Source organism: Aquincola tertiaricarbonis (assembly GCF_000969605.1).
In the GTDB taxonomy this organism is placed as follows: Bacteria; Pseudomonadota; Gammaproteobacteria; order Burkholderiales; family Burkholderiaceae_C; genus Aquincola; species Aquincola tertiaricarbonis.
Genome location: NZ_KQ033892.1, coordinates 148,523 through 161,521 on the forward strand (window position 1 = coordinate 148,523; position 12,999 = coordinate 161,521).

General features: G+C 71.5%; 13 protein-coding genes. 12 read left to right on the top strand and 1 reads right to left on the bottom strand.

Features of this window, described 5'->3' with window-relative positions; all coding sequences use genetic code 11:
* The first annotated feature begins 4 nt into the window (after positions 1 to 4).
* The 12 genes from VO99_RS28290 (at position 5) to fae (ending at position 12,356) form a co-directional block, all read left to right on the top strand.
* Positions 5 to 562, top strand: coding sequence for a formate dehydrogenase subunit gamma (locus VO99_RS28290; RefSeq protein WP_083441026.1), 558 nt, complete (start codon positions 5 to 7; stop codon positions 560 to 562).
* Positions 559 to 2,139, top strand: a complete 1,581-nt coding sequence (locus VO99_RS28295) for a formate dehydrogenase beta subunit (protein WP_046116288.1) — start codon at positions 559 to 561, stop codon at positions 2,137 to 2,139. The genes VO99_RS28290 and VO99_RS28295 overlap by 4 nt, the downstream gene beginning before the upstream one ends.
* Positions 2,140 to 2,162: 23 nt before the next feature.
* The gene (gene fdhF / locus VO99_RS28300) at positions 2,163 to 5,042 is read left to right on the top strand and encodes a formate dehydrogenase subunit alpha (protein WP_046116289.1); all 2,880 of its coding nucleotides are present in this window, start codon (positions 2,163 to 2,165) and stop codon (positions 5,040 to 5,042) included.
* Between the two features lie 9 nt (positions 5,043 to 5,051).
* Positions 5,052 to 5,306 (top strand): formate dehydrogenase subunit delta, encoded by a 255-nt coding sequence (locus VO99_RS28305; protein WP_046116290.1) that lies wholly within the window; start codon positions 5,052 to 5,054, stop codon positions 5,304 to 5,306.
* Between the two features lie 49 nt (positions 5,307 to 5,355).
* The gene (locus tag VO99_RS28310) at positions 5,356 to 5,721 is read left to right on the top strand and encodes a 4a-hydroxytetrahydrobiopterin dehydratase (protein WP_046116291.1); all 366 of its coding nucleotides are present in this window, start codon (positions 5,356 to 5,358) and stop codon (positions 5,719 to 5,721) included.
* 123 nt (positions 5,722 to 5,844) lie between these two features.
* Entirely contained in the window at positions 5,845 to 6,927 is a 1,083-nt protein-coding gene (locus tag VO99_RS28315; protein WP_083441036.1) for a beta-ribofuranosylaminobenzene 5'-phosphate synthase family protein, read from the top strand.
* A 38-nt stretch (positions 6,928 to 6,965) separates the two neighbouring features.
* Entirely contained in the window at positions 6,966 to 7,880 is a 915-nt protein-coding gene (locus VO99_RS28320; RefSeq protein WP_046116292.1) for an NAD(P)-dependent methylenetetrahydromethanopterin dehydrogenase, read from the top strand.
* 9 nt (positions 7,881 to 7,889) lie between these two features.
* A complete protein-coding gene (locus VO99_RS28325; RefSeq protein WP_046116293.1) occupies positions 7,890 to 9,023 on the top strand; it encodes an ATP-grasp domain-containing protein in 1,134 nt (377 codons plus the stop codon).
* Positions 9,023 to 10,003, top strand: coding sequence for a methenyltetrahydromethanopterin cyclohydrolase (gene mch / locus VO99_RS28330; protein WP_046116294.1), 981 nt, complete (start codon positions 9,023 to 9,025; stop codon positions 10,001 to 10,003). The genes VO99_RS28325 and mch overlap by 1 nt, the downstream gene beginning before the upstream one ends.
* Positions 10,000 to 10,923 carry an ATP-grasp domain-containing protein gene (locus VO99_RS28335; RefSeq protein WP_046116295.1) on the top strand — a complete coding sequence of 308 codons (924 nt, stop codon included), beginning with the start codon at positions 10,000 to 10,002 and terminating at the stop codon, positions 10,921 to 10,923. The genes mch and VO99_RS28335 overlap by 4 nt, the downstream gene beginning before the upstream one ends.
* Positions 10,920 to 11,771 carry a triphosphoribosyl-dephospho-CoA synthase gene (locus VO99_RS28340; RefSeq protein WP_046116296.1) on the top strand — a complete coding sequence of 284 codons (852 nt, stop codon included), beginning with the start codon at positions 10,920 to 10,922 and terminating at the stop codon, positions 11,769 to 11,771. Before VO99_RS28335 ends, VO99_RS28340 begins: the two co-directional genes overlap by 4 nt.
* A gap of 75 nt (positions 11,772 to 11,846) precedes the next feature.
* Complete coding sequence (fae, locus tag VO99_RS28345; protein ID WP_046116297.1) at positions 11,847 to 12,356, top strand: formaldehyde-activating enzyme; 510 nt, start codon at positions 11,847 to 11,849, stop codon at positions 12,354 to 12,356.
* An 81-nt stretch (positions 12,357 to 12,437) separates the two neighbouring features.
* On the opposite strand, the gene VO99_RS28350 is transcribed toward fae, so the two are convergent.
* Entirely contained in the window at positions 12,438 to 12,878 is a 441-nt protein-coding gene (locus tag VO99_RS28350; RefSeq protein ID WP_046116298.1) for a dihydroneopterin aldolase, read from the bottom strand.
* Positions 12,879 to 12,999: the final 121 nt, after the last annotated feature.

Below are 12,999 nucleotides of genomic sequence, written 5' to 3' on the forward strand. Positions count from 1 at the left end.
GACGATGCCCAGCCCTGTTTATGCCCCCGGTGCCCCAGTGATCCCGGCCAACGATGCCGTGCCCCAGCCGATTCCGGCGCCCTCGGTGGACGCGGCGGCCGTGCGGCGCATCGCGCTCGATTTCGAACACCTGCCTGGCGGCCTGCTGCCGGCCCTGCATGCGGTGCAGGATGCGCTGGGCCATGTGCCGCGCGACGGCGTGCCGGTGATCGCCGAGGTGTTCAACCTCTCGCGCGCCGAAGTGCATGGCGTGCTCACCTACTACCACCACTTCCGTACCGAGCCGCCGGCCGGCTGCGTGGTGCAGGTGTGCCGGGCCGAATCCTGCCAGGCCATGGGTGCCGATGCGCTGATGGCGCATGTGCAGCTCACGCTGGGCTGCGGCGGCCACGGCCAGGCGCATGCCAGCCGCTCGGCCGACGGCCGCTTCCAGGTGGAGCCGGTGTACTGCCTGGGCCTGTGCGCCTCGTCGCCCGCACTCACCATCGACGGTGAGGTGCATGCCCGCCTGAGCTCATCGCGCTTCGATGCGTTGATCGCCGAGAAGGTGGGGCAGCAATGAGCACGGGCCAAGCCATCACCGTCTACGTGCCGCGCGATTCCGCGGCCCTGGCCGTGGGCGCCGAGCGGGTGGCCCGCACCATCGCCGCACAGGCGGCCGAGCGCGGCCTGGAGGTGAACATCGTGCGCAACGGCTCGCGGGGCCTGTTCTGGCTGGAGCCGCTGGTGGAGGTGGCCACGCCGCAGGGCCGCATCGCCTACGGCCCGGTGGATGCGGCCGACGTGCCGGGCCTGTTCGAAGCCGGCTTCCTGCAGGGCGGCGCGCATGCGCTGGGCCTGGGCCTGACCGACGAGATCCCGTTCCTGAAGAATCAGGAGCGCCTGACCTTCGCCCGCATGGGCATCGTCGATCCGCTGTCGCTGGCCGACTACGAGGCGCATGAAGGCTATGCCGGCCTGCGCCGCGCGCTGGCGCTGCCGCCGGCCGAGGTCGTGCAGCAGGTGCTGGACTCGGGCCTGCGCGGCCGCGGCGGTGCGGCCTTTCCGGCGGGCATCAAGTGGAAGACGGTGGCGGGCACCACCGCGCTCCAGAAGCACATCGTCTGCAATGCCGACGAGGGCGACTCGGGCACCTTCTCCGACCGCATGACGATGGAGGGCGACCCCTTCGTGCTGATCGAGGGCATGACCATCGCCGGCCTGGCGGTGGGCGCCACGCAGGGCTGGATCTATGTGCGCTCCGAGTACCCGCATGCCATCGCCACGCTGGAAGCCGCCATCGCCACCGCCCGCAATGCCGGCTACCTGGGCCGCGACGTGATGGGCTCCGGCCGCGCCTTCGACCTGGTGGTGCGCAAGGCCGCCGGGGCTTACGTGTGCGGCGAGGAGACGGCGCTGCTGGAAAGCCTGGAAGGCAAGCGCGGCATCGTGCGCGCCAAGCCGCCGCTGCCCGCCATCGAAGGTTTGTTCGGCCAACCCACGGTGATCAACAACGTGATCACGCTCGCCACGGTGCCCATCATCCTGGCGAGGGGAGCCGATTTCTACAAGCACTACGGCATGGGCCGCTCGCGCGGCACGTTGCCATTCCAGCTGGCCGGCAACATCAGGCAGGGCGGCCTGGTGGAAAAGGCCTTCGGCCTGACGTTGCGCGAGTTGCTGTTCAGCTTTGGAGGCGGCAGCGCCAGCGGCCGGCCGATCAAGGCGGTGCAGGTGGGCGGGCCGCTGGGCGCCTACCTGCCCGAATCGCAATGGGACCTGCCGCTGGACTACGAGGCCTATGCCGCCGTGGGCGCGGTGGTGGGCCATGGCGGCATCGTGGCGCACGACGACTCGGCCGACATGTCCCGGCTGGCGCGCTATGCGATGGAGTTCTGCGCCATCGAGAGTTGCGGCAAGTGCACGCCGTGCCGCATCGGCTCCACCCGCGGCGTGGAGGTGATCGACCGCATCACGCTGCACCGCCAGCAGCCGGCCGCGCATGCGCAGCAGGTGGCGCTGCTGAAGGACCTGTGCGACACCATGCTGTATGGCTCGCTGTGCGCGATGGGCGGCATGACGCCGTACCCGGTGATGTCGGCGCTGAACCATTTCCCCGAGGACTTCGGCCTCACCACCCCGCAACGCGAGGCGGCCTGAGCGCCGGCCGGCAGGAGACACCCATGCTCGACGCATTCAAGGACATCGACTACGGCACGCCGCTGCGCACCTCCACCGAGGAGGTGACGCTGGAGATCGACGGCGCGCAGGTCACCGTGCCCAAGGGCACCTCGCTGATGCGTGCGGCGATGGACGCCGGGGTGCAGGTGCCCAAGCTGTGCGCCACCGACAGCCTGGAGCCCTTCGGCAGCTGCCGGCTGTGCCTGGTGGAGATCGAGGGCCGCAAGGGCTACCCCGCCAGCTGCACCACGCCGGCCGAAGCCGGCATGAAGGTGCGCACGCAGAGCCCCAAGCTGCAGGACCTGCGCAAGGGCGTGATGGAGCTGTACATCTCCGACCATCCGCTGGACTGCCTGACCTGCGCGGCCAACGGCAACTGCGAGCTGCAGGACATGGCCGGCGTGACCGGCCTGCGCAACGTGCGCTATGGCGTGGGCGACCAGTACGGCGGTGCGCACCACCTCAATGCGAAGAAGGACGAGTCGAACCCGTACTTCACCTACGACCCGGCCAAGTGCATCGTGTGCAACCGCTGCGTGCGGGCCTGCGAGGAGACGCAGGGCACCTTCGCGCTCACCATCAGCGGCCGCGGCTTCGAGTCGCGGGTGTCGGCCGGCATGGACGAGCCGTTCATGGAGAGCGAATGCGTGAGCTGCGGCGCCTGCGTGGAAGCCTGCCCCACCGCCACGCTGCAGGAGAAGTCGGTCATCTGGATGGGCCAGGGCGAGCACAGCGTGACCACCACCTGCGCCTACTGCGGCGTGGGCTGCGGCTTCAAGGCCGAGATGAAGGGCAACGAGGTGGTGCGCATGGTGCCGTGGAAGGACGGCGCGGCCAACGAAGGCCATTCGTGCGTGAAGGGCCGCTTCGCCTGGGGCTATGCCACGCATGCCGACCGCATCACCACGCCGATGATCCGCAGGAAGATCACGGATCCGTGGCAGGTGGTGAGCTGGGAGGAAGCCATCAACTACGCGGCCAGCGAGTTCAAGCGCATCCAGGAAGAGCATGGGCGTGACGCCATCGGCGGCATCACCTCCTCCCGCTGCACGAACGAAGAAACCTACCTGGTGCAGAAGCTGGTGCGCGCCGCCTTCGGCAACAACAACGTCGACACCTGCGCCCGCGTGTGCCACTCGCCCACCGGCTACGGCCTGAAGCAGACGCTGGGCGAATCCGCCGGCACGCAGACCTTCAAGTCGGTGGAGCAGGCCGACGTCATCATGGTCATCGGCGCCAACCCCACCGACGGCCATCCGGTGTTTGCGTCGCGGCTGAAGAAGCGGCTGCGCGAAGGCGCGCAGCTCATCGTCGTCGATCCGCGGCGCATCGACCTGGTGAAGTCGCCGCATGTGAAGGCGGCCCACCACCTGGCGCTGCGGCCCGGCACCAACGTGGCGGTGATGACGGCGCTGGCGCATGTGATCGTCACCGAGGGCCTGCTGGCCAACGACTACATCGCCGAGCGCTGCGACACCAAGTCGTTCGGCGAATGGATGGCCTTCGTGGCCCGGCCCGAGCATTCGCCCGAGGCCACCGAGGCCGTCACCGGCGTGCCGGCGGCCGAGCTGCGCGATGCGGCGCGGCTGTATGCCGGCGCGCGCAACGGCGCCATCTACTACGGCCTGGGCGTCACCGAGCACAGCCAGGGCTCCACCACCGTGATGGCGATCGCCAACCTGGCAATGGCCACCGGCAACGTGGGCCGGGAAGGCGTGGGCGTGAACCCGCTGCGCGGCCAGAACAACGTGCAGGGCAGCTGCGACATGGGCTCCTTCCCGCATGAGCTGCCGGGCTACCGCCACGTGAGCGACAGCACCACCCGCGCGCAGTTCGAAGCCGCCTGGGGCGTGGCCATCCAGCCCGAGCCGGGCCTGCGCATCCCCAACATGTTCGAGGCCGCGCTGGGCGGCAGCTTCAAGGGCCTGTACTGCGAGGGCGAGGACATCGTGCAGTCCGACCCCAACACCCAGCACGTCGCGGCCGCGATGATGGCGATGGAATGCATCGTCGTGCAGGACCTGTTCCTCAACGAGACGGCCAAGTACGCACACGTGTTCCTGCCGGGCTCCTCCTTCCTGGAGAAGGACGGCACCTTCACCAATGCCGAGCGCCGCATCAGCCGCGTGCGCAAGGTGATGCCGCCGAAGGCCGTGTATTCCGACTGGGAAGTGACGATGCTGCTGTCGAATGCCCTCGGGTATCCGATGCACTACAAGCACCCCGAGGAGATCATGGCCGAGATCGCGGCGCTGACGCCCACCTTCCGCGGCGTGAGCTACAGGAAGCTGGACGAGCTGGGCAGCGTGCAGTGGCCGTGCAACGAAGAGGCGCCCGAGGGCACGCCCATCATGCACATCGACCACTTCGTGCGGGGCAAGGGCCGCTTCATCATCACGCAGTACGTGGCCACCGACGAGAAGGTGACGCGCCGCTTCCCGCTGCTGCTGACCACCGGCCGCATCCTCTCCCAATACAACGTGGGCGCGCAGACGCGCCGCACCGACAACAACCGCTGGCATAGCGAAGACCGGCTGGAGATCCATCCGGTGGACGCGGAAGACCGCGGCATCCGCAACGGCGACTGGGTGGGCATCCAGAGCCGCGCCGGCGAGACGGTGCTGCGCGCGGTGATCAGCGAGCGCATGCAGCCGGGGGTTGTCTATACGACCTTCCACTTCCCCGAGTCGGGTGCCAACGTCATCACCACCGACAGCTCCGACTGGGCCACCAACTGCCCCGAGTACAAGGTGACGGCGGTGCAGGTGATGCCGGTGGCGCAACCGTCGGAATGGCAGCAGTCCTATTCGCGCTTCAACCAGGTGCAGAACGACCTGCTGCAGCAGCGCCAGCCGGCCGATGCGGCGGTGGTGGGCAAGTAGGGGCTGGCGATGCATGCAGACAACCTGGTGCGCATGGCCAACCGCATCGGCCAGTTCTTCGAGGCCATGCCCGACCGGGCCGAGGCACTGGAAGGCATCGCGCTGCACATCCAGCGCTACTGGGAGCCGCGCATGCGCCGGGCGCTGCGCGCGCACCTGGCGGATGCGGCGGCGCTGGCCGAGCATCCGCTGGACCCCATCGTGATGCAGGCGCTGCAGGCCCATCCGCAGGTGCTGGAATCCGCCACCGCGCCAGCGGGGTGATGCACTCCGGTGCACCATCGGCCCCGGTTACAACCACGAGGGGCAAGCGATGGACACCGTCTACACCGACGACCAGGTCACCAGCCGGCTGGCGTCCGAACTGCCGCGCTGGACGCTGGAGGGCGGCTGGATGCGCCGCACCTACAAGACCGGCGGCTGGAAGGCCACGCTGATGGCGGTGAACACCATCGGCCACCTGGCCGAGGCCGCGTGGCACCACCCCGACCTGACCGTGAGCTATGCCTTCGTCACCGTGAAGCTGGTGACGCACTCGGCCAAGGGCATCACCGACAAGGACTTCGCGCTGGCCAGGAAGATCGAGGAAGTGCTGATGTGGCAACCCGGCACCGAGCCCGGCACCGCGCTGGAAGGCACGCCGGACGATCCGCGGTTCCGGTACCTGAAATACGACTGACGCACGCCCGGGGATGACAGTCTGTCCTTGACCCGGCACACCCGCCGCCACGCGCGGCCGGCCGGGCGCGGGGCGACCGCGGGTTAGCCCGCAGGGGAACGGGGTTTGCTTGGTGCGGTGCAGATGTACACCTGTGCCAACACCCTGGGCGGCGACGCCCCCGCCGAGGCCGACGCCCTCACCGGCGCCGGGCTGCCGCCCGCCGCGGCGGCGCCACCCGCGCCTGCCGTCACGCTGCGGGCGCCCGGGCGGCTGCACCTGGGCTTCCTCGATCCGGCGGCCACGCTGGGCCGGGCCTTCGGCAGCATCGGCCTGGTGATCGACGGCTTCGAGACGGCCGTGTCGGTGACCGCCGCCGCGCGTGCCGACGAGATCGTGGCCGCCACGCCGGGGGCGCAGGCGGAGGTGGAGCGGGCGGCCCGACACCTGGCCGCGCTGCGCCGCCACAGCGGCTGCAGCGGTGCGCTGCGGCTGCAGCTGCTGGAGGTGCTGCCGGCGCACGCGGGCTTTGGCTCGGGCACGCAGCTGGCGCTGGCCATCGGCCGCGCCTTCGCCCACTGGCATGGCCTGGCGGTGGACACGCCCACGCTGGCGCGCTGGCTGGGCCGCGGCCTGCGCTCCGGCGTGGGCATCGCCGGCTTCGACCAGGGCGGCCTGCTGGTGGATGGCGGCCCCGGTGCCGACGGCCGGCCGGCGCCGCTGCTGGCCCGCCTGTCGCTGCCCGCTGCCTGGCGCGTGCTGGTGGCGCAGGACGACACGCTGGCGGGCCTGTCCGGCCAGCGGGAGAAGCAGGCCATCGCCACGCTGCCGCCACTGCCGCGGGCCCTGGCCGCCGACATCTGCCACCAGGTGCTGATGCGGGTGCTGCCCGGCGCCGCAGCCGACGACTTCGCCGGCTTCGCGGCCGGCATCAACCGCATCCAGCAGGTGCTGGGCGAGCATTTCGCGCCGGCGCAGGGCGGCTGCTACACCAGCGCCGCGGTGGGTCGCCTGATGGCCTGGCTGGCGGCGCAGGCGCCGTCCGGCGCGGCCATCGGCCAGAGCTCCTGGGGCCCCACCGGCTTTGCGATCGTGCCCGGCGCCGCGCAGGCCGATGCGCTGATGGCCGCAGCCCGCCAGGCCGGCCTGCTGCCTGCCGGGCTGCGGCTGCGCAGCGTGGCCGCGCGCGACCACGGCGCCACGCTGGCCGACACCCGCGCCCGCTGAGCGCGCCACCCCACCACCCCGACACCCGAAGAGCCGCGATGGAACGCCCCTACATCCTCCACATGTTCACCCCGGGCAAGCAGATGAGCCCATTCGACATCAACATGGCCGCCGACGCCGGCTACCAGCTGGTGGTGCCGTATGCCGAGGTGGGCCTGGACGCCATCCGCAACCTGACGCAGGACACCATCTTCTCCCGCGGCCCCAAGGGCGTGGCGCGCACCGGCATCTTCATCGGCGGGCGCGATGCGCTGCTGGCGGCCGACATGCTGCAGCGCGCCAAGGAGAGCATGGTCAAGCCCTTCATCGTCTCGCTGATGGCCGACCCCAGCGGCGCCTACACCACCGCCGCGGCGATGGTGGCCTGCGTGGAAGGCCAGCTGCTGCGGCAGCACGGCTGCAAGCTGGACGGCCTGCGCGTGGTGGTGCTGGGCGGCACCGGGCCGGTGGGCCGCATCGCCGGCGTGCTGGCGGCGCAGGCGGGCGCGCAGGTGCAGCTCAGCAGCCGCAACGGCATCGACGTGGCGGAAGAGGCCGCGCAGGAGACGGCCCAGCGCTTCGGCGTCACGCTGCACGGCATCTCGGGCGGCGACCGCGCGGCCATCCGCACCTCGGTGGCCGATGCCGAAGTGGTGCTGGCCTGCGCCGCCGCCGGCGTGCAGGTGCTGTCGCAGGAGGACCTGGGCCACGCCAAGGCCCTGCGCGTGGCCGCCGACGTGAATGCGGTGCCGCCCGAAGGCATCGCCGGCGTGGGCGTGATGGACGACGGCCAGCCCATCGCCGGCGCGGCCGCGGGTGCGGTGGGCATCGGCGCGCTGGCCATCGGCAACGTGAAGTACCAGACCCAGCACCGGCTGCTGGTGGACATGTGCCAGGGCGAGAAGGCCTCGGTGCTCAGCTTTGCCGAGGCCTTCGCCAAGGCGCGCGAGATCGTCGGCGAGACACGTGGCTGAGCGCCGGCCATGACCATCCTGGCGGTCGCGGGCGTGTCGGCCCGCGCCATGGCCGAGGCCGCGGTGCGCGACGGCTTCGAGGCCATCGCGCTCGACCTGTTCGGCGACGTGGACACCTGCCGCACCGCCTCGCGCTGGCTGCCGCTGGGCGAGCCCGGTGCGCTGCAGATCGACGTCGACTGCACGCTGTCGGCCCTGCGGCTGCTGGCCCAGCGTGGCGACGTGGCCGGCTGGGTGCCGGGCAGCGGCTTCGAGGGCCTGCACGAGGTCATCGCCGAGGGTGGCGCCTGGCTGCCGCTGATCGGCAACCGGCCCGAGACCATGCGCCGCGTGCGCGACCCGCGGGCCTTCTTCCGCGTGCTGGCCGCGCTGGGCGTGCCGCATCCGCCGGTGGCCCGCACCGCGCCGGCCGAGCTGGATGGCTGGCTGCTGAAGGACATGCGTGGCTGCGGCGGCTGGCAGGTGGCGCCGGCGCCGCCGGTGGACGCCGGCACGCCCGCCCCGCCGCACCATGTGTACCAGCGGCAGGCGGCCGGCGTGCCGATGTCGGCCACCTTCGTGGCCGATGGCTACCGCGCACGGGTGCTGGGCTTCAACGAGCAGATCGTGCAGCCGGTGGGCGACCGGCCGTGGGTGTTCGCCGGCCTGGTGGGGCCGGTGGCAGTGGCGGCGCAGGTGGTGCACGAGGTATGCGCCGCGGCCAGCGTGCTGGCCGGCGCCTTCGGCCTGCGCGGGCTGGGCAGCCTGGACTTCATGCTGCAGGCCGATGGCCGCTGGCAGGCACTGGAGGTCAATCCGCGGCCGCCGGCCAGCCTGTCGTGCTACCTGGATGCGGCACCCATGGCCGCCCATGTGCGCGCCTGCCTGGAAGGCGTGTTGCCGCCCGATGGCCCGCCCGGGCCGCCGCGCCGTGCCGAGGGCCATCGCATCGTCTTCGCCATGCGGGCGCTGCGGCTGGCCGATGCCGCGGCCGCGGCACTGGCGGCGCGGGCCGACACCCATGACCTGCCTTCGGCGGGCGCGCGTTTCCATGCCGGCGACCCGGTGTGCAGCGTGAGCGCTGCCGGGGCCGACGCGGCCGAGGTGCATGCGCTGCTGCAGGCCGCGCATGCCGACGTGAGCAACCTGTTGGAGACAGCCTGATGACGCCTGTGAGCGTGAATGCCGGCGCAAGGCCGCTGGTGGAACGACTGCTGCGCGAAGCGCCCAGCCTGGGCGTGGCCGCAAGGCGCGACGAGCGCGGCGTGTGCATCGTCGATGCCGGCATCGAGGCGCCGGGCAGCGTGGCCGCCGGCCTGCTGGTCGGCGAGATCTGCATGGGCGGCCTGGGCCGGGTGGGCCTGCGGTCCGGCGGCGGCGGCTGGCCCACCTGGCTGGACGTGCGCAGCTCGCAGCCGGTGCTGGCCTGCCTGGGCAGCCAGTACGCCGGCTGGAGCCTGGCGGCCAGCAAGGAGGAAACCGGCGGCAAGAAGTTCTTCGCGCTGGGCTCCGGCCCGGCGCGGGCGCTGGCGGCCAAGGAGAAGCTGTTCGCCGAGCTGGCCTACCAGGACGCGGCCCAGCAAGGCGTGCTGGTGCTGGAGGTGGACCGCGCGCCGCCGGCGGTGGTCATCGACAAGGTGCTGCGCGACTGCGGCCTGCAGCCCGAGGGGCTGACCCTCATCCTCACGCCCACGCGCAGCCCGGCCGGCACCACGCAGGTGGTGGCGCGGGTGCTGGAGGTGGCGCTGCACCAGGCGCATGAGCTGGGCTTCCCGCTGGGCGACATCGTGGACGGCAGCGGCACCGCGCCGCTGCCCGCGCCCAGCCCCGACGGCGTGCAGGCCATGGGCCGTACCAACGATGCCATCCTCTACGGCGGGCAGGTGCACCTCACGGTCAAGGGCGACGATGCCGCCGCCTGCGCGCTGGCGCGCAAGCTGCCTTCGGGCAATTCGCGCGACCACGGCCGCAGCTTCGCCGAGATCTTCCAGGAGGTGGAGTTCGACTTCTACAAGATCGACCCCGCGCTGTTCGCGCCGGCCGAGGTGTGGGTGAGCAACATCGACAGCGGCCACACCTGGCATGGCGGCGCCACGCACCTGCCGCTGCTGCGCGGCCTGTGGCTGAAGGAGGCCGCCGAGTGAGGGTGGCGATCTTCACCGACGAGGTGGGCTGGCACACCCGGCAGCTGCAGGCCGCGCTGCGCCTGCGGGGCGCGGTAGGCCGCTGCATCGACCTCGCCGATTGCCACGTGGACACCACCGCGGCCTGGCATGGCCTGGTGATCCCGGGCTTCGGCCGCGCGCTGCCCGACGCGGCGCTGGTGCGCGGCATCGCGGCCGGCAGCTTCGAGGCGGTGACCAAGCGGCTGGGCGTGCTGCATGCGCTGCAGGCGCTGGGCGTGCCGGTCTACAACGAGGCGCGGGCCATCGAGCGCAGCGTGGACAAGTCGATGACCAGCCTGCTGCTGCATGCGGCGGGCGTGGCCTCGCCGCCCACCTGGGCCACCGAATCGGCGGCGCAGGCGCAGCGCATCGTCATGCGCGAGAGCGCGGCCGGCCATGCCGCGGTGCTGAAGCCGCTGTTCGGTTCGCAGGGCAAGGGCCTGCTGCGCATCGGGCGGGTGGATGGCGTGCATGTGCCGTTGCCGCCGATGCAGCAGGTGCCCGGCCGCCTGGCCTACCTGCAGCGCTTCGTGCCGCAGGCCGATGCGGCCCGGCCGGGCTTCGACTGGCGGGTGCTGGTGGTCGGCGGCCGCGCCGTGACCGCGATGCGCCGCGTGAGCGCGCACTGGGTGCACAACGTGGCCCAGGGCGCGCGCTGCGAGCCGGCCGCGCTGGAAGCGCCGCTGGTGCAGGCCGCCGAGGCCGCGGCCCGCGCGCTGGACATGGACTACGCCGGCGTCGACCTCATCCCGTCGGCCGACGGCATCCAGGTGCTCGAGGTCAACGGCGTGGCGGCCTGGCGTGGGCTGCAGCGGGTTACCGGCTTCAACATCGCGCAGGCGCTGGTGGCCGACCTGCTCGACCGCAAGATGGCGCAAGGCCTGCAGCGCAGCGCATGACCGGGCGCAGCGCCTTCCTGCGAGCCTGCGCGCTGGACGTGGCGGTGCGCAAGCCCGGCAACGTCAGCGAGGCCTCGCCCGGCCATGGCATGCAGGCCGCGCAGTTCATCGCCAGCGCGCAGGCCGCGGCCGGGCCGCTGTTCGAGCCCGGCGCACGGGTGGGCCGGCGCATCGAAGGCGCGGTGCAGGCGAGCTGGGCCGCGGCCGGCTGCAACACCAACCTGGGCATCGTGCTGCTGTGCGCGCCGCTGGCCTCGGCCGCCGAACTGCTGCAGGCCGGCCAGGCCGCCAGCCTGCGCGCGGCCATCGAGCAGGTGCTGCAGTCGCTGGACATCGACGATGCGGCCGCCGCCTTCCGCGCCATCACGCAGGCCAACCCGGGCGGCCTGGGCAATGCGCCGCAGCAGGACGTGCATGCACCGCCTTCCATCGGCCTGCGGGAGGCCATGGCATTGGCCGCCGGCCGCGACAGCATTGCGCGCCAATACCGCGATGGCTTTGCCGAATTGTTCGACATCGGCCTGCGTGCATTGCCACCCGCGTTTTCACTCATGGCCGTGGCCAAAGCACCTGATCTGGCCGCGGCGGTGCAGGCGCTGTACCTGGCCTGGCTGGCCGCGCATCCCGATTCACACATTGTTCGCAAGCATGGCGAGGCCGTGGCACACAGTGTCATGAGCGCGGCGCAGGGCTGGCAGGCCCGCGCGGCGACCCATGGCGGCACGCTGGACGCGGACCCGGCCTTCATCGCATGGGACGACAGCCTGAAGGCCCGGCGCATCAACCCCGGCACCACGGCCGACCTGACGGTGGCCACGCTGCTGCTGTCCGCATGGCACGGAACGTGATACCTCCGGTATCACGCCGGCCGCCCGGGCCGGTGTTGTGGTTCACGCAATACCTACATTGGAGATACCCAAGCCATGGCAAAGATTGATCGCATGATGGTCGGCGAATCGCTCGTCGGTGAAGGCAATGAGGTCGCCCACATCGACCTGCTGATCGGGCCGCGTGGCTCTCCGGCCGAAGCCGCATTCGCCAACGCGCTCACCAACAACAAGGACGGCTTCACCTCCTTGCTGGCGGTGGTGGCGCCCAACCTGCTGACCAAGCCCGCGACGGTGATGTTCAACAAGGTCACCATCAAGGGCGCCAAGCAGGCCGTGCAGATGTTCGGCCCGGCGCAGCGCGGCGTGGCGATGGCCGTGGCCGATTCGGTCGAGAACGGCACCATCCCGGCCGACGAGGCCGACAACCTGTTCATCTGCGTGGGCGTCTTCATCCACTGGCTGGCCGAGGACGACAAGAAGATCCAGGACTACAACTACCAGGCCACCAAGGAATCCATCGCGCGTGCGGTGGCCGGCACGCCCACGGCGGCCGAGGTGGTCTCCAAGAAGGGCAGCGCCTCGCATCCCTTCGCCGCGCAGTAACGCCTGCGGGCGCGAAGACGAACGCCCTGCCTGGCCACAGGCAGGGCGTCGTTCTTGGGCGGCCGGTGGTGCCGCCGGGGGTCAGTCGCGGCGGCCGGGCACCAGGCCGCTGCCCAGCAGCTGCACCACCGCCGCCTGGCGGCCGGCCTCCCGCGTGGCCGGCGCCACGTCGGTGGCATCGCGCTCGATCTGCACGCCCACGGCCTGCACGTCGTCGAACTTGCGCGGCTTGGCCACCTTCACCCGCACCCAGCGCGCGCCGAAGTCCACCAGCAACATGTCGGCGATGGCCTCGGCGAACGCCTCCAGCAGCTGCAGCTTGTGGTGGGCCATCAGCTGCTGCAGCCGCTCGCGCACCACGCTGTAGTCGATGGTGTCGCCGATGCGGTCGGTGTCGCAGGCGCGGGCCCGCGGCACGCCGGCCTGCAGGTCGATCACCAGCGGCTGCGCATGGTGCAACTCGGTCTCGTGGATGCCGATGACGGTGTGGCCGGTAAAGCCCTCGATGAAGATGATGTCCATGCGGGCGGGTGCGCGCAGCGGCGCGGCCGATGGCGTTGCAGGGCTGGGTTGTGGGATCAAGGCGGTTGTCTCCGTTCGTATCCGCGCCCGGTGGCGCAGACACCCCTGGCTGCAAATAGCG